At 68.7% G+C, this 21,201-nt stretch carries 21 protein-coding genes; 11 read left to right on the forward strand and 10 right to left on the reverse strand.

What is annotated here, in order from left to right:
• Positions 1–179: 179 nt before the first annotated feature.
• Positions 180–1,526: an ammonium transporter gene (gene amt / locus OS124_RS0107815; protein WP_010138930.1), complete on the reverse strand. Its 1,347-nt coding sequence runs from the start codon at positions 1,524–1,526 to the stop codon at positions 180–182.
• 31 nt (positions 1,527–1,557) lie between these two features.
• Positions 1,558–1,896 carry a P-II family nitrogen regulator gene (locus OS124_RS0107820; RefSeq protein ID WP_010138931.1) on the reverse strand — a complete coding sequence of 113 codons (339 nt, stop codon included), beginning with the start codon at positions 1,894–1,896 and terminating at the stop codon, positions 1,558–1,560.
• Positions 1,897–2,161: 265 nt separating this feature from the next.
• Here OS124_RS0107820 and OS124_RS0107825 point away from each other — a divergent pair, with 265 nt between their 5' ends.
• Complete coding sequence (locus OS124_RS0107825) at positions 2,162–4,411, forward strand: transglycosylase domain-containing protein (protein WP_029375274.1); 2,250 nt, start codon at positions 2,162–2,164, stop codon at positions 4,409–4,411.
• A 501-nt stretch (positions 4,412–4,912) separates the two neighbouring features.
• Here OS124_RS0107825 and OS124_RS24040 read toward each other — a convergent pair.
• The 3 genes from OS124_RS24040 to OS124_RS0107840 all read right to left on the reverse strand — a co-directional run bounded on the left by OS124_RS24040 (position 4,913) and on the right by OS124_RS0107840 (position 6,610).
• Positions 4,913–5,116, reverse strand: a complete 204-nt coding sequence (locus OS124_RS24040; RefSeq protein ID WP_010138933.1) for a GIY-YIG nuclease family protein — start codon at positions 5,114–5,116, stop codon at positions 4,913–4,915.
• Between the two features lie 95 nt (positions 5,117–5,211).
• On the reverse strand, positions 5,212–5,841 hold the full coding sequence (locus tag OS124_RS0107835; RefSeq protein WP_010138934.1) for an MlaC/ttg2D family ABC transporter substrate-binding protein: 630 nt from the start codon (positions 5,839–5,841) through the stop codon (positions 5,212–5,214).
• Positions 5,810–6,610, reverse strand: a complete 801-nt coding sequence (locus tag OS124_RS0107840) for an MlaA family lipoprotein (protein WP_010138935.1) — start codon at positions 6,608–6,610, stop codon at positions 5,810–5,812. Before OS124_RS0107840 ends, OS124_RS0107835 begins: the two co-directional genes overlap by 32 nt.
• A 230-nt stretch (positions 6,611–6,840) precedes the next feature.
• On the opposite strand from OS124_RS0107840, the gene OS124_RS0107845 reads away from it, so the two are divergent.
• The 7 genes from OS124_RS0107845 (at position 6,841) to OS124_RS0107875 (ending at position 14,444) form a co-directional block, all read left to right on the forward strand.
• Positions 6,841–8,574 (forward strand): type I secretion system permease/ATPase, encoded by a 1,734-nt coding sequence (locus OS124_RS0107845; protein WP_010138936.1) that lies wholly within the window; start codon positions 6,841–6,843, stop codon positions 8,572–8,574.
• Entirely contained in the window at positions 8,571–9,860 is a 1,290-nt protein-coding gene (locus OS124_RS0107850) for an HlyD family type I secretion periplasmic adaptor subunit (protein ID WP_010138937.1), read from the forward strand. Before OS124_RS0107845 ends, OS124_RS0107850 begins: the two co-directional genes overlap by 4 nt.
• A 911-nt stretch (positions 9,861–10,771) precedes the next feature.
• Positions 10,772–11,239: a RidA family protein gene (locus OS124_RS0107855; RefSeq protein WP_010138938.1), complete on the forward strand. Its 468-nt coding sequence runs from the start codon at positions 10,772–10,774 to the stop codon at positions 11,237–11,239.
• Positions 11,236–12,009: a glycerophosphodiester phosphodiesterase family protein gene (locus tag OS124_RS0107860; RefSeq protein WP_010138939.1), complete on the forward strand. Its 774-nt coding sequence runs from the start codon at positions 11,236–11,238 to the stop codon at positions 12,007–12,009. Before OS124_RS0107855 ends, OS124_RS0107860 begins: the two co-directional genes overlap by 4 nt.
• Positions 12,010–12,064: 55 nt before the next feature.
• Positions 12,065–13,282, forward strand: a complete 1,218-nt coding sequence (locus OS124_RS0107865) for a GNAT family N-acetyltransferase (protein WP_010138940.1) — start codon at positions 12,065–12,067, stop codon at positions 13,280–13,282.
• Positions 13,279–13,575, forward strand: a complete 297-nt coding sequence (locus tag OS124_RS0107870) for a 4a-hydroxytetrahydrobiopterin dehydratase (protein ID WP_010138941.1) — start codon at positions 13,279–13,281, stop codon at positions 13,573–13,575. The genes OS124_RS0107865 and OS124_RS0107870 overlap by 4 nt, the downstream gene beginning before the upstream one ends.
• A complete protein-coding gene (locus OS124_RS0107875) occupies positions 13,572–14,444 on the forward strand; it encodes a mechanosensitive ion channel family protein (RefSeq protein WP_010138943.1) in 873 nt (290 codons plus the stop codon). Before OS124_RS0107870 ends, OS124_RS0107875 begins: the two co-directional genes overlap by 4 nt.
• A 104-nt stretch (positions 14,445–14,548) precedes the next feature.
• Here the strand turns inward: OS124_RS0107875 and OS124_RS26020 are convergent, their stop codons facing one another.
• Positions 14,549–15,181: a GntR family transcriptional regulator gene (locus tag OS124_RS26020; RefSeq protein ID WP_010138944.1), complete on the reverse strand. Its 633-nt coding sequence runs from the start codon at positions 15,179–15,181 to the stop codon at positions 14,549–14,551.
• 132 nt (positions 15,182–15,313) lie between these two features.
• On the opposite strand from OS124_RS26020, the gene OS124_RS0107885 reads away from it, so the two are divergent.
• Entirely contained in the window at positions 15,314–15,871 is a 558-nt protein-coding gene (locus OS124_RS0107885; RefSeq protein WP_010138945.1) for a protein-tyrosine phosphatase family protein, read from the forward strand.
• 262 nt (positions 15,872–16,133) lie between these two features.
• Here the strand turns inward: OS124_RS0107885 and OS124_RS0107890 are convergent, their stop codons facing one another.
• Positions 16,134–16,622, reverse strand: a complete 489-nt coding sequence (locus OS124_RS0107890; RefSeq protein WP_010138946.1) for a peroxiredoxin — start codon at positions 16,620–16,622, stop codon at positions 16,134–16,136.
• Between the two features lie 80 nt (positions 16,623–16,702).
• Here OS124_RS0107890 and OS124_RS0107895 point away from each other — a divergent pair, with 80 nt between their 5' ends.
• Entirely contained in the window at positions 16,703–17,911 is a 1,209-nt protein-coding gene (locus OS124_RS0107895; protein WP_010138947.1) for an NAD(P)/FAD-dependent oxidoreductase, read from the forward strand.
• Positions 17,911–18,471, forward strand: coding sequence for a 16S rRNA (guanine(966)-N(2))-methyltransferase RsmD (rsmD, locus tag OS124_RS0107900; protein ID WP_010138948.1), 561 nt, complete (start codon positions 17,911–17,913; stop codon positions 18,469–18,471). Before OS124_RS0107895 ends, rsmD begins: the two co-directional genes overlap by 1 nt.
• 546 nt (positions 18,472–19,017) lie before the next feature.
• Here the strand turns inward: rsmD and OS124_RS0107905 are convergent.
• The 3 genes from OS124_RS0107905 to sfsA form a co-directional block, all read right to left on the reverse strand.
• Positions 19,018–19,503, reverse strand: a complete 486-nt coding sequence (locus OS124_RS0107905) for a DUF6653 family protein (protein ID WP_010138950.1) — start codon at positions 19,501–19,503, stop codon at positions 19,018–19,020.
• Position 19,504: 1 nt separating this feature from the next.
• A complete protein-coding gene (gene map / locus OS124_RS0107910; RefSeq protein WP_010138951.1) occupies positions 19,505–20,299 on the reverse strand; it encodes a type I methionyl aminopeptidase in 795 nt (264 codons plus the stop codon).
• Positions 20,300–20,462: 163 nt separating this feature from the next.
• Positions 20,463–21,176 (reverse strand): DNA/RNA nuclease SfsA, encoded by a 714-nt coding sequence (gene sfsA / locus OS124_RS0107915; RefSeq protein ID WP_010138952.1) that lies wholly within the window; start codon positions 21,174–21,176, stop codon positions 20,463–20,465.
• Between the last annotated feature and the right edge of the window lie 25 nt (positions 21,177–21,201).

The following is a 21,201-nucleotide window of genomic DNA, read 5'->3' on the forward strand; positions in this document are numbered from 1 at the left end:
CGGGGCGGCAATCGACCCGCGCGGCCGGGCGCGGCGTCGCTGCGGCAAAGCTCAGGGATGGGGCAGGCCCGGCAGGACTTCCCCGAACAAAAAAACCGGAGGCCTGCGCGCACCCAAACGAAAAAACCCGGGCGCTTGCGCGCCCGGGCCAGGTTCTGGCTGAAAGTTTGGAAGGAGGATCAGCCTTTGGAGAACTCGGGGTAGGCTTCCATGCCCAGCTCGGCCATGTCGAGGCCGGCGATCTCGTCTTCTTCCGAGACGCGGATGCCGACGACGGCCTTCAGGATGAACCAGACCACGGTCGAGGCGACCACGGTGGCAGCACCGATGACCAGGATACCGTAGAGCTGTGCGCCCAGGGTGGCCGAGCCCGAGAAGACAACGGCGATGGTGCCCCAGATACCGCAGACCAGGTGGACCGGGATCGCGCCGACGACGTCGTCGATCTTCAGCTTGTCCAGCAGCGGCACGGTGAAGACGACCAGGATGCCGCCGATCATGCCGATGATGGTCGCGCCGCCCAGCGAGGGGGCCAGCGGTTCGGCGGTGATCGACACCAGGCCAGCCAGGGCGCCGTTCAGCACCATGGTCAGGTCGACCTTCTTGTACATCAGCTGGGTCAGGATCGCGGCCGCCACGGCACCACCGGCAGCAGCCATGTTGGTGTTCGAGAAGATGCGCGACACGTCGGCGACGTCACCGATCGAGCCCATGGCCAGCTGCGAGCCGCCATTGAAGCCGAACCAGCCGAGCCACAGGATGAACGTGCCCAGAGTGGCCAGGGTCAGGTTCGAACCGGGGAAGGCCATGACCTTGCCGTCGACATAGCGCCCCAGACGCGGGCCCAGGATGATGGCGCCGGTCAGAGCAGCCCAGCCGCCGACCGAGTGCACGATGGTCGAGCCGGCGAAGTCCGAGAAGCCAGCCTCGCCGACGAAGCCGCCGCCCCAGGTCCAGGACGCGGTGATCGGGTAGATGATCGAGGTCAGGATCACGGTGAAGATCAGGAAGGGCCACAGCTTGATGCGCTCGGCCAGGGTGCCCGAGACGATCGAGGCGGTGGCGGCACAGAACATCAGCTGGAAGAAGAAGTCCGAGCCGGTCGAGGCGTAGGAGTAGTCGTCGGCCGCGTCCGCGGTCACGCCGACAGCTTCCAGGACGCCAGGACCGAAGACACCCGACAGGACGCCGTCAACGGCCCAGGTGCCGAGCGGGTACATCAGGTTGTAGCCGATCAGGTAGTAGAAGATCGACGCGACACCGAAGAGCACGACGTTCTTGGTCAGCTGCATGGCGACGTTCTTGGAACGCACCAGGCCCGCTTCCAGCATGGCAAAGCCACAGGCCATGAAGAAGACCAGGAAGCCGGCCACCAGGAACAGCAGCGTGTTCAGGATGAAGACGACATCGGTCGGCACGGCGGCCGGTGCGGCAGCTTCCGCGGCTTCGGCAGCCTCTTGCGCAAGGCCCAGGCTGGGCAGCGCGATCACGGCTGCTGCAAGGCCAAGTTTTGCAACGGTATTCATTGGATTGGTTTCCTTTCCCCTGTCCGGCGTCTCAGAGCGCGTCGTCGTTGGTTTCGCCGGTCCGCACCCGAACCGCCTGCTGGATGTCCAGCACGAAGATTTTGCCGTCGCCGATCTTGCCGGTCTTGGCGGTGCTGGTGATGGTCTCGACCACCTGGTCTGCCATGGCCGCGGTCACGGCGATCTCCAGCTTGATCTTGGGCACGAAGTTCACGGCATATTCAGCGCCGCGGTAGATCTCGGTGTGGCCCGACTGAGAGCCGAAGCCCTTGATTTCCGTCACCATCATCCCGCGCACGCCGATCTCGGTCAGCGCCTCGCGGACCTCCTCCAGCTTGAACGGTTTGATTGTCGCGATGATCAGTTTCACTACTATCCCCTTCCGTTATCCGGGCCGTCGCGCATGGCGCAGCCGCCCTTTGGCACTGGCAACTAAGCCGCGCGGACACCGGTTGCGGAACACAACCGTCCCAATATGATAGCAAAACCGAGCCGAGATGCCTGCAAAATGTGCGTCAGCGGAATTTCGCACAAAATTTAGACGCAATTGAATCCGAGGCGGGTGCATGGGGCGGCTCTACATTGGCGCCCGAACGCGGTAGTCTGGGAAAAAACAAGGGCTCCGGGCAGGCAGCATGAGTGATTCAGGAAAGCGCAGACCGTCGCTGGTGGCGGATAAACGCTATGGCGGAACGACCTCCGGCAAGGGCCGGGCAGGCAGTGGCAAGGGTGGCAAGAGAACTGGCGGTTCGGGCGGCGGCAGCGGCGGCCCGGGTGGCGGCAAGCGCACCCCGCCGCGCAAGTCGCCCCCGCGCAAGACCGCGACCCGCCGTGCAGCCCCCCGACGCGCCCCCCGCAAGAAGAGGAATCCCATCGTGGCCTTCGTGCTCTCTCTGTTCGGCTGGATCTTCGGCCTGATCTGGCGCGTGCTCTGGCGGCTGGGTGCCGTCTCGGCGGCGCTGGTGATCCTTGCGGCGGCGATCAGCGGCCTGACCATGCCGCCGCTGGACGATCTCTATGACGGGCGCATCCGTGGCTCTGTCACCATGCTGGACGACCAGGGCCAGACCTTCGCCTGGCGCGGCGACCAGTTCGGCGGGATGGTCACCGCCCAGACCGTCTCTCCGCATCTGAAGAACGCCATCGTCGCCACCGAGGACAAGCGCTTTTACCGGCACTTCGGCGTCAGCCCGCGCGGCATCGCCAGCGCCATCCGCATCAACCTGAGCGCCGGGCGCGGGCCGCTTTCGGGCAACGGCGGTTCGACCATCACCCAGCAGACGGCGAAGCTGCTCTGCTTCGGCCAGAGCTATGATCCGACCGTCTGGGACAGTGAAGCCGCCTACGAGGCCGACTGCCGCGAGAGCACCCTGATGCGCAAGGCGCGCGAGGCGATCTACGCCATGGGCATGGAGATGCGCTATTCCAAGGACGAGATCCTGACGCTCTACATGAACCGCGCCTACCTGGGTGAGGGCACCCGAGGCTTCGAGGCCGCCAGCCAGCGCTATTTCGGCAAGTCCGCAGCCAATGTGACCCCCGCAGAGGCCGCCATGCTGGCCGGCCTGCTGAAGGCCCCGACGCGCTATGCCCCGACCAACAACCTGCAACGCAGCCGCGACCGGGCTTCGGTCATCGTCGGCCTGATGGAGGATCAGGGCTACCTGACCCACAGCGCCGCCCAGGAGGCGATCGCCAACCCGGCGCAGCTGAGCCAGAGCGCCCAGGTGCAATCCGGTGGCTATTTCGCCGACTGGATCATGAGTTCGACCCCCGACTTCCTGACCTCGAAGACCACCGAGGACGTGCTGCTGACCACGACGCTGGACCAACGCATCCAGAAGGCCGCCGAGGATGCGGTGAAATGGGTCTTCGAAGAGAAGGTGCGCGAGGGCTCGAACGCCCAGGCCGCCGTGGTGGTGATGAGCGCCGATGGCGCCGTGCGCGCCATGGTCGGCGGCCGGGACGTCAGCGGCGGCGGCGTGTTCAACCGCGCCACCCAGGCGCTGCGGCAGACCGGGTCGTCCTTCAAGCCCTTCGTCTACGCCACCGCGCTGGAACTGGGCTTCCATTACAACGACATGGTCGACGACAGCCCGCTGACCCTGAACATTCCCGGCTCGGGCCCCTGGAGCCCCGAGAACTACGACCGCCAGTATCGCGGCCCGGTGACGCTTGAAGAGGCGCTGATGAAGTCGCTGAACATCCCGGCGGTGCGGGTGGCCAACGAGGTCGGCCTGGAGAACGTGCGCAAGATCGCCAGCGACTTCGGGATCGAGAGCGACCTGGCCGCCGGTCCGGCGCTGGCGCTCGGCGCCTCCGAATCGACGCTGGTCGAGATGGTCGGCGCCTATGCGGGCATCCTCAACGGCGGTTCTTCGGTGACCCCCTACGGGCTGAAGGAGGTCCGCCTGCAGGGCGACCCCGAGCCCCTCATGGGCAGCGACGGCGGCATCGGCGAGCGGGTGATCCGCGAGGACGCCGCGCGCGAGCTGATCTACATGATGCGCCAGGTGGTGACCCGGGGCACCGGCACCCGCGCCGGGCTGGACGATCGCGAGATCGCCGGCAAGACCGGCACCACCCAGGCCGCCCGCGACGCCTGGTTCATCGGCTTCTCGGCGGATTACGTGGCCGGCGTCTGGATGGGTTATGACAACAACACGCCGCTGACCGGGGTGACCGGCTCGGGCCTGCCCGCCGAGATCTTCCACGAGGTCATGGCGCGGGTCCACGAGGGCCTGCCGGTGCACGAGCTGCCGATGCTGCACCCGGCACCGGAACCGGCGCGCAACCTGGCGGGGCAGCCCTCGAACGGGGGCAATCCGCAGCGGCTGGACAATGTGATCGAGCGGGCGCTGAAGGACATCTTCGGCCTGCGCTGATCGACCGGTGGCGGCGGGGCAAGCCCCGCCGCTACGCCAACGGCCCGGCCTGCCCTGGCCCCGGCCCAGACCCCGACAGGATCAGCCCAAAGGGCGCGGCCGCGTCTCCCCCTTCCCCGGCACGAGACCAGTCTGCCCCAGTGCGGCCACGCCCCTGCAAGCAGCAGGATGGCCCAGCCGATACGGCCTGATCGGAAGGCCGGTGAGCCCAACTCATCTGAAGGGTGACGCGCCACAGGTAAGGCAGGGCCAGGGCCCGCGTGACACCAAGCGTCCGATCGGCGCCAACCAACCGGCTCCGCCGTGCCGATGACAGGGCGGGGCGTCCGGCGGAGAGAATACCGCGGTGCTGAAAGAGCAGCCTGTCGCTTGCAGGGCGTGGCCTACGGGTCAGGGCTTTTGGGAACAGGGCCTTCAGGACCGCGCCGCCACGAGCGGACGCACCCGGCGATCAGATCGCCGTGGCCCCCTTCGCGGCCACCAGCGCGGCCTGCCGGTCCTTCAGGCGGCGCGGCAGGGCACGGCGGGCAGATCGGCCTCGAAACGCTCAAGCTCTTCGTAGCGGAAGGCGGACTCGCCATGGGAGACCCAGGCCTGTTGCAGCCCCCGGTGGCCGTGGCCCCCGGCCTGCAACGAGAACCGCTGCCGGTTCCAGATCGCGTCGAGATCCCGGGCCTGGCCGATCCAGACTTCCCCGGTGGTCACGCAGGTCAGCGCGAAGATCCCTGCCGGGCGCGCCAGTCCCGGGCAGCAGCCTTGCGGGCAGCCTTGTCCATGTCGCGCCTCCCCGCCCCGTGCCGTCAGCCGGCCCGGCGCAGGGCAGAGGTCAGCGCGTCGATATCGCCGCGTTGCGCATCCAGCATGGCGCCGATCTCGGTCCGTTCGGTCGATAGCATCGAGATGCCCTCGATCACCATCTCGTAAAACAGCGGCGCGCCACCGTTGTCGGTCACCAGGAACTCGACGTCGAAGGGCGACTGGCCGCGCAGCGTGAAGACCGTGTCGACGATGAAGCGATCCTTGTGGGGCCGCGCGCCGGTGACCGTGATCTCGGAGCCGATGAACTCGCGGAAGCGCTTGCCGTACTTGCGCGCCACGTAGCCCGAGAAGGCCTGGGTATAGGCGGAAAGCTGGGCGGCGGAGGCCCCGCGCGCCGCCGGGCCGAGACAGCTGCGGGCAATCGTCGGCACATCGGCATAGCGCTGCAGCATGGCCTCGAAGCGCGGGATCATCTGCGCTTCGGACTGGCCGGAATTGATCACGGCGTTGATCTCGGCCACCACCTTGTCGACCAGGCCCGTGGCCTGCGAGGCGGTCAGCGCCCGGGCCTGCGAGGCCGGCAGCAACAGCACCGCCGCCAGGCCACCAAGGCCGGCCAGCAGGGCGCGACGCGAGATGTTATTCCGCGTAGGGGTCGATATAGGGGTCATTCGCTTCTTCACCCGTGTCACCATAGGGGTCCAGATAGGCATCCGTCTGTGCAGCGCCAAGGGCGTGCCGGCGGCTTTGCAGATAGATCAGGCGCAACTGCGCATAGCTGTCGGCCGACTCGTAGAGCACCGAATCCACCGTCTCGCGGTTGTAGCCACGCTGGCCGACGCCATGCGCCGCAGCGCTGCCGTACTTCAGCTGCCGTTCCGAGCGGTCCATCAGCGGATCCAGGGGATTGGTGAACAGATCGACAATCCGTCCCGCCGTCGCCCGCTCGGTAGAGGGGCCGAGCACCGGCAGCTCCTGGTAGGCGCCCTCGGGCACGCCCCAGATGGCGAGGGTCTCTCCGAAGTCGGTGTCGCGGGCGGGGATGCCGAAGGCGCCCGCCGCGTCGATCAGCCCGCCGACGCCGATGGTCGAGTTCATCACGAATCGCACCGTGTTGATGCCGGCATCCTTCAAGCGCCCTTGCAGCAGGTTGTTCACCACGTCCGAGGGCGTGCCGAGGTTCGCCGAGAAATTGCCGACGAGCTGGTTGACCGGCTGCGGCACCACGGTGGCATAGACGGTGCCAGCCGGGCGCAGGACCGCGCGGTCGAGGGCCAGGTTGACCTCGTGCATCTGCCGGTTCTGCGCCTCGTAGGGGTCGAAGGGCTGATCGGCGCGCGTCACCTCGCCCGGCCCGGGACGGGTGCAGGCAGTGAGCGCGGCAAGCCCGATCAGGGCCAGCAGGCGCAGGGCAGCGGAGGAGGAAGGACGCAGGGACATGTCGGGCACTCTTGGCGGTCGAATCGGGAGGTCATGCGCATCGGGCCGCCCGCTCGCGGATCCGCGCCATCATGCCCTTTCGGCTTTATCTATTCCTTAATGGCTCAGGTGCCATAGCTCGCAAGTCCCCCGGACACAGGATGTGACCCAGAAGCGACAACCCGCCGGTGCGGGGCCGGAAAAGGCCCTCAGCGCACCGCAACAGGAGAGCAGGGGTGCCACGAAACAGGATGGCGGCAGCAGGCGAGAGGACGGCAGGCGCGGCGGAACTGCGGCGCATCCGGGCGGAAAGCAGGGGTCTCTACTGGCTGGCCGGGCTGTTCTCGGTCTTTGCCAACCTGCTGGTGCTGACCGGACCGCTCTACATGCTGCTGGTCTACGACCGCGTGCTGGCCTCGCGCTCGGTCGAGACGCTCTTCGCGCTGACCCTGCTGGCGGGGTTTCTCTTTGCCATGATGGGGCTGCTGGATGGGGCCCGTGCCCGGCTGCTGGCCCGTGTCGGCGCCCGGTTCCAGGCGCGGCTGGACCGCCGCGTCTACGAGGCGGCGCTGAAACAGGCCTCGGAGGGGCGGCGCGGGGCCGAGACCGCGCTCCAGGATCTCGATTCGATTCGCGCCCTGCTCGGCTCGGCGGTGCCCGGCGCGCTGGCCGATCTGCCCTGGACGCCGCTGTTCTTGGCCGGGCTGGCGCTGTTTCATCCCGCGCTCGGGCTGCTGGCGCTGGCCGGCGGCGCGGCGCTGGTGCTGGTGACCGCCATCGGGCAGGGCCTTGGCCGCGGCCACCTGGCCGAAGGGTATGCCGCCGCCTTCGCCGCCCAGTCCCAGGCCGACCAGATGCGTGCCGAGGCCGGGCTGGTGCGCGCCATGGGCATGGGCGGGGCCGCGTTCCGGCGCTGGCACGCCGCCCGCAGCCGTGCGCTCACCTCGCTGACGCTGGCCGCCGACGTGACCTCGGGGCTCTCGGCGCTCAGCCGGGCGCTGCGGCTGTTCCTGCAATCGGCGATGCTGGGGCTGGGCGCCTGGCTGGTGCTGCACGAGGCGCTCTCACCCGGGGCGATGATCGCCGGATCGGTGCTGATGGGTCGCGCCCTGGCGCCGATCGAGGCGCTGATCGGCAACTGGCCCCTGATCAGTCGGGCACGGCGCGGCTGGCAAGCCCTGGCGCTGCTGCTGGCCGAGGCGCCCCCGGCCACGCCCCGCACCGCCCTGCCGCGCCCCGCCGCCCGGCTGGAGGTGCAGCAAGCCAGCGTGGTGCCGCCGGGCGAAAGCCTCGCGGCGCTGCGCATGGTGACCTTCGATCTGCACCCCGGGCAGGCCTGCGGCGTCATCGGTCCCTCGGGCGCAGGCAAGTCGACCCTGGCGCGGGCGCTGACCAACGCCTGGCCCTGCGCGGGCGGCCAGATCCGCCTGGATGGCGCGACGCTGGACCAGTACGATCCCGAAGAGCTGGGCCGCCTCGTCGGCTATCTGCCGCAACGGGTCGAGCTGTTCGAGGGCACCATCGCCGAGAACATCGCCCGTCTCGCCGAGCAACCCGACGACAGCCGCGTGGTCGAGGCCTCCCGCCGCGCCGATGCCCACGAGATGATCCTGCGCATGCCACGCGGCTATGACACGCCCGTCAGCCCCCACGGCGGGCGGCTGTCAGGCGGTCAGATCCAGCGCATCGGCCTGGCCCGCGCGCTGTATGACGATCCGGTGGTGCTGGTGCTGGACGAGCCGAACGCGAACCTCGACAACGAGGGCAGCCAGGCCCTGAACGGCGCGATCCGCGCGCTGCGGGCCGGCGGGGCGGCGGTGCTGATCATGGCGCATCGCCCGGCGGCAATCCAGGAATGCGACATGCTGCTGATGCTGGACAATGGCCAGCGGGTGGCCTTCGGTCCGCGCGACGAGGTTCTGCGCCGGGTGGTGCAGAACCACGAGCAGATCCGCGGCGCCACCGGCACGGCAGGTCTCCGGTGAACCGCGCGCTCTCGACCCGTGGGCCGACGCTGGCCGGGCTGCTGGCGCTGGCGCTGCTGGTCGGCGGCTTCGGCAGCTGGTCGGCCCTGACCCGGATCGCCGGCGCGGTGATCGCGCCCGGTCGCATCGAGGTGGAAAGCAACCGCCAGGTGGTGCAGCACCCCGACGGCGGCATGGTCGCCGAGATCCTGGTCGATGAAGGTCAGCAGGTGGCGCGCGGCGCCCCGCTGCTGCGCCTCGATCCCGCGCGGCTGGCCTCGGAACTGGCGATCACCGAGGGCCAGCTGTTCGAGCTGATGGCCCGCCGTGCCCGGCTGGAGGCCGAACGCGACGCCGCCCCCCTTCCGCTCTACGACCCCGAGATCGCCTCTGCCGATGCGCCCGAGGTGCGGGCACTGATCGACGGCCAGACCCGCCTCTTCGAGACCCGCCGCGAGGCGGCCGCGCAGGAGGTCGCGCAGCTTGGCAAGCGGCAGGCACAGATCGGCGCGCAGATCGCCGGCCTGGCCGCGCAGGAAGCCGCGCTCGCCTTCCAGTCCGGCCTGATAGATCAGGAACTGGCGGCGCAGCAGGCGCTCTATGATCGCGGATTGGCGCAGTTGCCCCGGCTGCTGGCCCTCCGCCGCGAGGCCGCCCGGCAACAGGGCCTGCTGGGAGAGATGGCCGCGCAGCGGGCCGAGGCAGAGGGGCGGATCACCGAGATCGACCTGCAGATCCTTTCCCGCGCCACGGCCCGCCGCGAAGAGGCCATCGCCGCCCTGCGCGACCTGCGCGTGCGCGAGCTTGAGCTGGCCGAGCGCCGCCGCGCCCTGCGCCTGCGCCTTGCCCGGCTCGAGGTGACGGCCCCCGTCGCCGGCGTGGTCCACGGGCTGCGCGTCTTCGGCACCGGCGCCGTGGTGCAGCCGGCGGAACCGGTGCTCTACCTCGTGCCGCGCGACCGCCCGCTGCTGATCGCCGCCGAGGTCGCCCCCCTGCAGGTCGACGCCCTGCATATCGGCCAGCCGGTGCGCATCCGCTTCCCCGGCTTCGACCGCCAGAGCACGCCGGAACTCTCCGGCTGGCTGACCCACCTCTCGGCCGATGCCTTCACCGACGAGGCCACGGGCCGCAGCTTCTACCGCACCGAGATCCGGCTGGACGAGGGCGAGATGCAGCGCCTGCCCGAGGGCCTGACCCTGCTGCCCGGCATGCCTGTCGAAGCCTTCCTGCGCACCGACGACCGCACCCCCCTCGCCTACCTGGTGAAGCCGTTCGGCGACTATGTGGCGCGGGCCTTCCGCGAGTGAACCGCCCTGCCCCGGCCTCCGAGCCACGCCCGGCCCGGCGACACGGTGCCAAGGACGACGCAGCATGGCCGCCCCCTTCCGTGCCCGGGGAAGCGACCCGCGGGCCATTCTGACAGGTGCCATCGCAGGGCTCTCCGGCGATCCAACGGCAATGTATCTCTGCAAGGTCCTCCGGGGGGCCGACGACGACATGCCTCCGCAGGCGCCTTTGGCGCGGCGGCCGCCCAAACCACTCCGCGGGGCTTCCGAAGGGCGGGACAAAGGCCCTCAAGGGCACTGGGCGAGACGGAGAACAAGGCGCATTCGCTTCCTCCGCGGAGGGGTGGCAAGGCCCCCTTGCGCCCCGGCGGAACGGCACTTCAGGCGTCCCCGAGTTGAAGCAGCCACCCTGTCCGGGGCCTGACCGGCAGGCATCCGTCTGAGCCCTCCGCGCTTGGGCGCCGCCGGGCCATGTCGCCTCTCAAGAAACGGCCCGAGGGTCATGACCCGCCAGAGGAAAGGCGCGGTATACCCAGACGTGAAGCCGGCTCGGCACACCCATATCCGCAACCGGCCCGGCAAAGCTGCGCTGCGGCGGGGTGCCCGTGAAAGGGATCAAACGGACGGCCCCTTGCCGACAGTCCGCGAAGACCGCCCCGGACGAGGCTCCTCGAAACACCTCTCGAACGAGCGCCCTGAAGAGGCCGGTCGACAAGGCCGCCGGGCCAGGCGCCCGGAGGCAGCGCTCCGGATTGCCGGGCGTCAGGCTCTTGCCCGGGGCCGCCAATGTAACGCTTCGATGACCCGGCCCCACTCCGTGCCGAGCGGTGCGCCTCCCGGCGCTTCGCCCTTGCAATCGCCCGGCCAGCGGCTAGCGTCGCGACCGACACGCGGTGCCTGGCCCGCGACCCGACAGCCGAAAGGACCCCCCGATGACCGACGCGATCGAAACCCGCCTAGCCGAGCTTGGCGTCACCCTGCCCGAAGCCGCCGCCCCCGCCGCCAACTACGTGCCCTTCGTCAAGCTGGGCACCCTGGTGCATGTCTCGGGCCAGGTCAGCCAGACCGCCGAGGGGCTGGTCATCGGCAAGCTGGGCGCCGACATGGCGCTGGACGACGGCGCCGCGGCAGCGAAGCTCTGCGCCATCTCGCTGCTGGCCCAGGCCAAGGCGGCCTGCGGCGGCGACCTGTCCCGGCTGAAGCGGGTGGTCAAGCTGACCGGTTTTGTCAACTCGACCCCCGACTTCACCGACCAGCCCAAGGTGATCAACGGCGCCTCGGACTTCCTTGTCGCCGTCCTGGGCGAGGCCGGGCGCCACGCGCGCTCTGCCGTTTCTGCCGCCTCGCTGCCCTTCGGTGTCGCCGTCGAGATCGAGGCCATCTTCGAGGTCGAGACATGAATGCCGTCGCCCTGCCCGAGGTCTTCTCGCGCCTGCCCGTGACCCACCGTGCCCTGCATGACCGCGAGGCCGGCCGCCCGGAAAACGGCATCGAGGCGATCCGCGCCGCCGTCGAGGCGGGCTATGGGATCGAGATCGACCTGCAGCTCTCTTCGGATGGTGTGGCCATGGTCTTTCACGACTACACGCTGGACCGCGTCACCGGGCAAACCGGCGATGTCGACGCGCGCAGCGCCGCCGACCTGCAGGCCATCAAGCTGAGCGGCGGCGAGGCCGGCATCCCCACCTTAGCCGAGGTGCTTGCCCTGGTTGCAGGTCGCGTGCCGCTGCTGGTCGAGCTGAAGGACCAGGACGGCCGCACGGCCCATGCCCCCGGCACGCTGGAGGCCCGCGCCGCCGAGGCGGTCGCGGATTACACCGGCCCGCTGGCCTTCATGTCCTTCAACCCCGAGATGGTCGCCCGGCTGGCCGAGCTGGCCCCCGGGGTGCCGCGCGGCATCACCACCTGCTCTTACGAGGGCGAGCATTTCGCCCATCTGAGCGAGGCGGCCCGCGCCCATCTGCAGGCCATCGGCGACTTCGACCGCACCGGGTCCGGCTTCATCAGCCACGAGTGGCAGGACCTTGGCCGCAACAGCGTGCAGGCCCTTCGGGCGCGCGGCATCCCGGTGCTGTGCTGGACCCTGCGCAGCCCCGCAGACGAGGTACAGGCGCGGGCGCTTGCCGAGAATGTGACCTTCGAACATTACCTCGCGGCCTTTCCTGCCTGACAGGGGTGCGAAACCCTCTTGATCCCCGGAAGGGGCGACCCAGATTATCGACGACATGGAACGCCCCTCCCCGCCTCCTCCCTCCGATCCCGGCCCCGAGATCGTGCTGAGCACGCTCGGCAGCCTTTCGGGTATCGCCGAGGCAGACTGGGATGCCTGTGCCTGCCCCGAGGCCGCCGATGGCGGGCGCCCCGACGACCCCTTCACCACCTGGCGCTTCCTGAAGGCGCTCGAGGACAGCGGCTCGACCGGGCCGGGCACGGGGTGGGAGCCCCACTACCTGCTGGCCCATGAGGGCGAGACCCTGATCGGCGTGGCACCGCTGTTTGCCAAGTCGCACAGCCAGGGCGAATACATCTTCGATTTCAACTGGGCCCATGCCTATGAAAGCGCCGGCGGGACGTATTACCCCAAGCTGCAGATCGCCGTGCCCTTCACCCCTGCCACCGGGCGCCGTTTTCTTGCCCGGCCGGGGCACGAGGCGACGGCCATTGCGGCGCTGACCCAGGGGGCGGTGCAGATCGCGGCGGACAACCAGCTGTCCAGCCTGCATGTCACCTTCTGCACCGAGGCCGAGGCGCTGGCCGGCGAACAGATGGGCCTCATGCGGCGCACCAGCCAGCAATTCCACTGGCTGAACCGGGACTATGCGGATTTCGACGGCTTCCTCGGTGATCTCTCGTCGCGCAAGCGCAAGAACATCCGCAAGGAACGCCAGCAGGCCCAGGCCTTCGGCGGCGAGATCCACGCGCTGACCGGCGACGATATCCGTCCCGCGCACTGGGACGCCTTCTGGACCTTCTACCAGGACACCGGCGCGCGGAAGTGGGGCACCCCCTACCTGACCCGCGCCTTCTTCGAGATCGCCCACGAGACGATGCGCGACGACATGCTGCTGGTACTGGCCGGCACCGGGGACCGCCCCGTCGCCGGGGCTCTGAACTTCATCGGCCGCGAGGCGCTTTTCGGCCGCTACTGGGGCGCGCGAGAGCATCACCCCTGCCTGCACTTCGAGCTGTGCTACTATCAGGCCATAGACTTTGCCATCGCCGAGGGGCTGGCCCGCGTCGAGGCCGGCGCCCAGGGCGAACACAAGCTGGCCCGGGGCTACATGCCCGCGCTGACCCATTCACTGCACTGGATCGGCGATCCGGGCTTCGCCCGCGCCGTGCGCCAGTACCTCGACGCCGAGGCCCGCGCCGTGGACGAGGACATCGAGGTGCTGACCGCCTACGGCCCATTCCGCCGTGACCAAAGGGAGGAACAGGAATGAACGACACCCTAGACCCCACCGTCCGCGAGACGCTGCTGGCGCCTCTGTTCGACACCGGCTGGAGCCTCGACAATGACGGCGACGTGCTGTGCAAGACCTTCGAGTTCGAGGATTTCACCGCCGCCTTCGCCTTCATGAGCCGCGCCGCGCTCTGGGCCGAGAAGTGGAACCACCACCCGGACTGGAGCAACAGCTACGCCCGTGTCATGGTGCGACTGACCACCCATGACATGGGGGGCATCACCGCCGCGGACGCGAAACTTGCAAGAAAAATGGATCAGATCAGTCAATGAATGAAGAAATCGACAGCCTGCTGCAAACCGAAATCTGGAACGGAAAGACCCTCGGCGACCTGCTGACGCTGGACTTCCTGGCAGGGCTGGCCGGGGATGTTCTGGCCGCGGTGCTCATCCTTTTCCTCGGCTTCACCATCGCCGGCTGGGCCAAGCGCCGCGTCACCCATCTGTCGGAGCGCCACGCGCAGCTCGATGACACGCTGTTCGAGTTCCTCGGCTCGATCCTGCGCTACGCGGTGATCGGCTTTGCCTTCCTCTTCGTGCTGAACACCTTCGGAGTGCAGACCACCTCGGTCGTCGCCGTCATCGGTGCCGCCGGCCTGGCCATCGGCCTGGCCCTGCAGGGCACCCTGTCGAACGTCGCCGCCGGCGTGATGATCATCTTCTTCCGCCCGATCAAGAACGGCGATTTCGTCGAAGTCGCGGGCGAGATGGGCACCGTCCGGAACATCAACCTGAACTACACCGAGCTGGCCAGCCTGTCGAACACCCAGATCATCATCCCCAACAGCGAAGTCTGGGGCAACACGATCATCAACTACTCGATCTACCCGACCCGGCGCGCCGAATGGACCTTCGGCGTCGGCTACGGTGCGGACCTGAAGAAGGCCGAGACCATCATCCGCGACACCATCACCTCGGACCCCCGCGCCCATGCGACGCCCGAGCCCTTCATCCAGGTCAACAACCTGGGCGATTTCTCGGTCGATTTCCTGGTGCGGGTCTGGTGCAACAGCTCCGATTACTTCGCCTTCACCACCGACATGAAGCGCAAGGTGAAAGAGGCGCTGGACGAGGGTGGCGTGGATATCCCCTTCCCCACCCGGACCCTGCTCCAGCCCGACATGGGCGGCAAGGAAGACTGAATGCACCGGAACCTACCGGGCAAGGATCACCGCAAGGGGTCGCTTCGGCGGCCCCTTTTCACTGCGGGACGGCGGACCGCGATGCCCTGTCACAGGGGGGTGCCTCAGAACGGGCCCCAGCCCGCCTCGGCGCCGACCACCACGTCGGTCATCCGGTTCAGCAGCGGCTGCACGGCTCCGGCCTCGGCCAGGCGCAGGGCGTCCTGAAGCAGGGCCTCGAACTCGATCCGGGCTTCGGCAAGGGCGCCGAAACCGGGATGCAGGCACCAGCGGACATGCCGCCAGTAGGCTGACCGCAGAGCGGTGGCGACGATATGGTCCGAGACCAGCAACATCATCGCCTCGAGCTGTGCCGACAGTGCCTGGATCATCTGGCTGTCCGCGCCTTCGGCCCGCTCCAACAGTCGGATGGAATCGCGCAGGCGGTCGATCACCCGGCCCGGCACCTCATTGTCGGGGATCGGGCATTGCGCCGCAGCCATCAACAGGGCGCGGAAGGCGCGCACGTCCGACTTGCGGTGCTCGGCGATCAGCGGCGTCGCGATGGTGCCCACGCCCGAACGGGTCTCGACCAGGTTTTCGTAGGCCAGCATCTGCAACACCTGACGAATGGGCGTCCGGGACACCCCGAACTCTGTGGCCAGCTGACCTTCATGCAGGAGGAGGTTCACTTCCTGTCCGTTAAGGCAAATCCGTTCCCGGATCACGGCTGCGATTTCGCCGTTCGTCTTGCGCATATGCTCTCACTACTCGACCAGGCCCGATGCCTGTCGAAACCATGACATGCGGGATATCTTTTACACATCCGGAGTTATATGAAGCTTTGCTGACAGTGGCAACGCGAAGACACACGCGGGGGAGGAACCGGAATGTCCGATGCAACCGAGCTGCTGCCCCTGCGGGCGCGGGTGGCCCTTCCCGGCGGCGGCGCCTGCATCATGTCAGGCTTTCCCGGTCTGGAAAGCGGTGTCGACGGGGTGGCCTGGATCTCTCCCGAGATGCTGGAGGCGACGCTTGCGGAACTGGCGCGTCAGGGCGCGGAACGCCTGCTGATCCTCACCGAAGAGAGCGAACTGCCCGAGGGCGCTTGCACCTTGCTCGACGCCGCCCTGGCCCGGCACGGGATTGTCGGCATCGCCTTGCCCATCCGCGACTTTCACGCCCCCGAAAAGGCCTTCCTGGACGCCTGGGCGCAGCTTGGACCCAGGCTGCACGCGGCGCATCGCGCCGGGGGGATCTCGGCGCTGTGCTGCCAGTACGGGGCCGGGCGCAGCGGGCTGGTCGCCGCGCTGATCCTGATCGAAGGCGGCATGGCCCCGGATGATGCCGTGGCCCATGTCCGCGCCGAGTTCGAAGACGCCGTGGAAAGCGACGTGCAGATGCAGTGGCTGCAGGCCCTTTCCCCCGGCCGGCCGGTCACCGGCTGAGCCGGGCAACCCATACGCCAACGTCTTGATTTGGGATTGACCCGCACCCTGTGTACATGCACATTGACGCCAGGGTCAGTCCGATGGGACCGGACAGGCCTGACTGCACCTTCTGCACCGCACGGAATTACCGGAAATTCGGGCCGGTCCGTCGCGGCCGGGTGCAAGGGAAAGAAGCCCGCTCGGGACAGCGGGTCTTCGAGCGCCCGGGGCCGCAAGGTTCCGGGCGCCCCATCTCAGGGACGCCCGTTCAGATCCGATCTCAGACCTCGGCCAGCAGGGTCTCGCCGGCGGAAATCTCGCAGGTGCCGGGGCTGTCCTCGACATGCAGCGCAGTGACCTTGCCATCCTCGACCAGCATCGAGAAGCGCTTGGCGCGGTCGATCAGCCCGGCGGGCGGGGCCGAGAAATCAAGCCCGATAGCCTTGATGAAGGCCGAGGAGGGGTCGCCCAGGAAGGTCAGCCCGGCCTTGCCCGCACCGGTGGCCTCGGACCAGGCGCCCATGACGAAGGGATCGTTGACCGAGACGCAGATGATCTCGTCCACGCCCTTCTCGGCGAAGGCGGGGGCGGTGCGGATGAAGCTGGGCACATGGGCGGTGGTGCAGACGCCGGTATAGGCGCCGGGCAGGCCGAAAATCACCACCTTGCGGCCCTTGGTCTTCTCGGCCAGCGAGACGGGCGCCGGGCCCTCGGAGGTCAGGGCCAGCAGGGTCGCGTCGGGCAGGCTGTCGCCTTTGGAGATGCTCATGGGGGATATCCTGTGCAGGTTTGCGTTTCCTCAGGGAAAGCATATAGCTTCCCCCTCAGCAACAGGAAGCGAGAGATCCCATGACCCATTTCGCCGTGATCGGCGCCGGACAGGCCGGTGCCTCGCTGGTGGCGCGGCTGCGCGCGCAGGGGTTTATCGGACAGATCACCCTGATCGGCGCCGAGCCGGTGCCCCCCTACCAGCGCCCGCCCCTCTCGAAGAAGTTCCTGCTGGGCGAGATGGAGGAAGAACGGCTCTACCTGCGCCCGCGCGCCTGGTATGCCGAGAACGACATCACCCTGCGCCTCGGCGACGCGGTCGAGGCCCTGGTGCCCGCCGCGCGCGAGATCGTCCTGGGCGGCGAAGTGCTGCGCTATGACGCTCTGGCGCTGACCACCGGTTCTGTGCCGCGCCATCTGCCGGCGGCCCTCGGCGGCGCCCTGCCCGGCGTCTTCTGCGTCCGCGGCCTGCCGGACATCGAGGCCCTTGCGCCCCATGTCCGCCCCGGCGCCCGAGCGCTGATCGTCGGCGGCGGCTACATCGGGCTTGAAGCGGCGGCGGTGCTGGCCTCCAGGGGCGTACAGGTCACGCTGGTCGAGATGGCCGAGCGCATCCTGCAACGGGTCGCCGCGCCGCAGACCTCGGATTATTTCCGCGCCCTGCATCAGGCCAACGGGGTGAAGATCCTCGAAGGCACCGGGCTGGAGCGCCTGCTGGGCGAGGACGGCGTCCACGGTGCCGTGCTGAGCGACGGCACCCACCTGGACCTCGATTTCGTCGTCGTCGGCACCGGCATCCTGCCGGATCAGCGGCTGGCCGAAGAGGCCGGTCTGCGGATCGAGAACGGCATCGCCTGCGACGCCAGCTGCCGCACCTCGGATGCGACGATCTGGGCGGCGGGGGACTGCGCCTCCTTCCCGCATCGCGGCGGACGGCTGCGGCTGGAAAGCGTGCAGAACGCCATCGACATGGCCGAATGCGCCGCCGACAACATGATGGGCCAGACGCGCGCCTACGATCCTAAACCCTGGTTCTGGTCCGATCAGTACGACGTGAAGCTGCAGATCGCCGGGCTGAACACGGGCTATGACCGCATCGTCACCCGGCGCGACGACAGGGGCGCGCGCTCGCACTGGTACTACGACGGCGACCGGCTGCTGGCGGTCGATGCGATGAACGACCCGCGCGGCTACATGGTCGGCAAGCGCCTGATCGACGCGGGCAAGACCGCCGATCCGGCGAAGGTCGCCGACCCGACTGTCGACCTCAAGGAGCTGATGAAGGGCTGATGCGCATCATTGCCGGAGAGTTTCGCGGCCGCCGCCTGGCCTCGCTGGGCAAGGGCGATGCCGGGGCCCACCTGAGGCCGACCACCGACCGGGTGCGCGAAAGCCTGTTCTCGATCCTGACCGGGGGGCGCTTCGGCGATCCGCTGGAAGGGGCCGTGGTGCTGGACCTCTTCGCCGGCACCGGCGCCCTCGGGCTGGAGGCCCTGTCGCGCGGAGCTGTCTCGGCGACCTTCATCGACGATGGCCGCGTCGCCGGACGGCTCCTCTCCGAGAACATCCGCGAGCTGGGGGTGAAGACGCGCACCAGCCTGCTGCGCTGCAACGCCACGCGCCTGCCCCCCTGCCCGGGCACCCCTGCGACGCTGGTCTTCCTCGACCCCCCCTATGGCAAGGGCCTTGGCGAACCCGCCCTGGCCTCGGCCCTGGCACAGGGCTGGATCGCCGACAGCGCCCTGCTGGTCTGGGAGGAAAGCGCCGCCATCACCCCGCCCGAGGGCTGGCAGGTGCTGGACAGCCGCCGCTTCGGCGACAGCACGATGAGCTTCCTCGGCAAGGACTGAGCCGCCCGAGGTGGGTTGTCACCCACCCTACGCGAACGGCACGGCCTGCCCCCCGGCAAGCTCCGACCGACGCCCCCCGATGAATGCGGTCAGGGGGCCAGGCGACGCACCGGGCACCCTCCCCCGGCAACCTCTCCGCCTCGAACCGGTGCAGCTCCGGGCCGTCGGACGGCCAAAGGCACCCCTTCTGCACATCACCAGGCTGAAAGTACTCCGGGGGAGTCTCCGCAGGAGACGGGGGCAGAGCCCCCCCTTCCTCCAGACCTGGCCTACAGGCGGCAGGCGGTCGAAGCTGTGAACGCCCGCAAAGCCGCCCGGGACGACCGGCGCCCCCGCGACTCACCCCTGCGACTCGTCCCCGGTTCTGCGGCAACACCTTGCCCTCGCCCGGCACCGCCCGGAGAACACAGCGATGAAGGGTCTGTCCCTCTGTCTCCGTTCCGCGAGAACACGCCCCCGGGACCCGTCGTCATGACAGCGGCCCCGGCCTTCCCATCTGTCGCAGAGCGTGACTTTGCGCGTAGGGTGGGTGAAACCCACCCCTGCCTAGCCCTCGCCGGCCATATCCTGCCGCAGCCAGACCATCCGGTCGAGGAACCACAGCTTCGCGCCCATCGACAGCACCAGCCCGGCGACGGTCCAACCGGGGGACAACGCCCAGAGGCCGAGGCCCAGCACCATGGCGCCGCCCCCTGAGAGCCCCGAGAGGATCATCGCCGCACGGGCGTGGTGGGCCGGGATCGGCACCTTGCGGCGCGCCAGCCAGACACGTTCGCCCAGCACACCCTGCGACATCCAGTTGTCGGTGCGGCGCGGCACCGGGAAGAGGCGCGGGTTCACCCAGACCCAGGTCAGCACCAGCGCCACGGGCGCCCAGGCCCAGGCGCCGATCCAGACCCGCGACCAGACGGCCAGCGACAGGAGCGGCAGCGTGGCAAGGCGGCTCCAGCCTGACCAGGGGTTGGCATGACGCGCCCAGGCCGCCTCGTCCATCAGCATCAGCCGTTCAGAGAGGCGCCCGGCATCGGCCATCTCAATCCTGCGGATAGGTCGGGTGGAAGAGACCGCCGGGCGAGAGGGTGAAGATCTCGCAGCCATCCGCCGTCACGCCGATCGAATGCTCGAACTGCGCCGACAGCGACTTGTCGCGGGTCACCGCGGTCCAGTCGTCGGAGAGTGTCTTGGTCTCGGGACGGCCGAGGTTCACCATCGGCTCGATGGTGAAGAACATGCCCTCTTCCAGCACCGCGCCGGTGCCAGGGCGGCCGTAGTGCAGCACGTTGGGCGGCGCGTGGAACACCCGGCCCAGACCGTGGCCGCAGAAGTCGCGCACCACCGACATGCGGTGCCCTTCCACGAAGGACTGGATGGCATGGCCGATGTCGCCGAAGGTCTTGCCCGGCTTCACCGTCTCGATGCCGATCATCAGCGCGTCATGGGTGACCTGGATCAGCCGCTCGGACTTGCGCGACAGTTTCCCGGCCACGTACATCCGTGAGCTGTCGCCGAACCAGCCATCCAGGATCACCGTCACGTCGATGTTCAGGATGTCGCCATCCTTCAGCTTCTTGTCGCCGGGGATGCCATGGCAGACCACGTGGTTGATCGAGATGCAGGAGGCGTGCTGGTAGCCCTTGTAGCCGATGGTCGCCGAGGTGGTGCCGTATTCCGTCACCTTGGCCTCGATGAACTTGTCGATCTCGGCGGTGGTGATGCCCGGCTCGACCAAGGGGATCACGTCGTCGAGGATCCGGGCCGCAATGGCACCGGCCCGGCGCATGCCCTCGAAATCGCCCGCCTCGTGGATCCGGATGCCTTCCCGTGTCATGCGACCGTTATGTTCCTGTTCCAAAGCCATGTTCCCTGAAAACCTGCCCAAAGGGCGCGCGGGCCGCCTGCCTCCGGCCCCGGAGGGCGGTGCGGGGCGCGATGCGCGTCAGGGGCAGAAATAGTCCCTTTTGCCGGGAAAGGCCAGCCAAGCGGCGCCCCGACTAGGCCGGCAGGGGCGGCGCCGGCAACGCGGCCCCCAGCGTGATCTCTTCCGGGGAAATGGTGCAGCCGAAGGCCAGGCATTCGACCCCCGCCGCCCGGGCGCGCGCGAAGCCTGCGGCATAGGCCGGGTCGATATCGCCGGCCAGTGCCGTGGCGCGCGCATCTGTACGCTGCACGAGGAACAGCATCACCGCGCGGTGCCCCTCGGCGGCCATCTGCGACAGCTCGGCCAGGTGCTTCAGCCCGCGTGCGGTCACGCTGTCGGGAAACTCGGCCAGGCCGGGCTGACGCGAGAGGGTCACCGATTTGACCTCGACATAGCAGTCGGAGCGCGTCGCATCCTTCAGCAGGAAGTCGATGCGGCTGTTCTCTCCGTACTTCTGTTCGGGCAGCACCTGGGCGTAGCCGCCCAGCCCCGGCACCTGTCCGGCGATCAGCGCCTCGCGCAGGGCACGGTTCGGCACCGAGGTATCGACTCCGGTAAAGTGCCCGCCCGGGTGCTCGACCAGCCGCCAGCCGTACTTCAGCTTCTTCTTCGGGTCATCGTTGGGTTCCACCCAGATCCGCATGCCGGGCTCCGCCAGCCCCATCATCGAGCCGGGATTGGCGCAATGGGCCACGTGTTCGCTGCCGTCCTCCAGCCGGATATCGGCGAGGAAGCGCTTGTATCGGCGCAGCAGCGTGGCGGGCAGAAGAGGGGTTTGAAAGCGCATGTGGCGGGCCTATAGCTTTGAGCAA

The sequence above is a fragment of the Oceanicola sp. S124 genome, from assembly GCF_000220565.1.
Lineage (GTDB): Bacteria > Pseudomonadota > Alphaproteobacteria > Rhodobacterales > Rhodobacteraceae > Pseudooceanicola.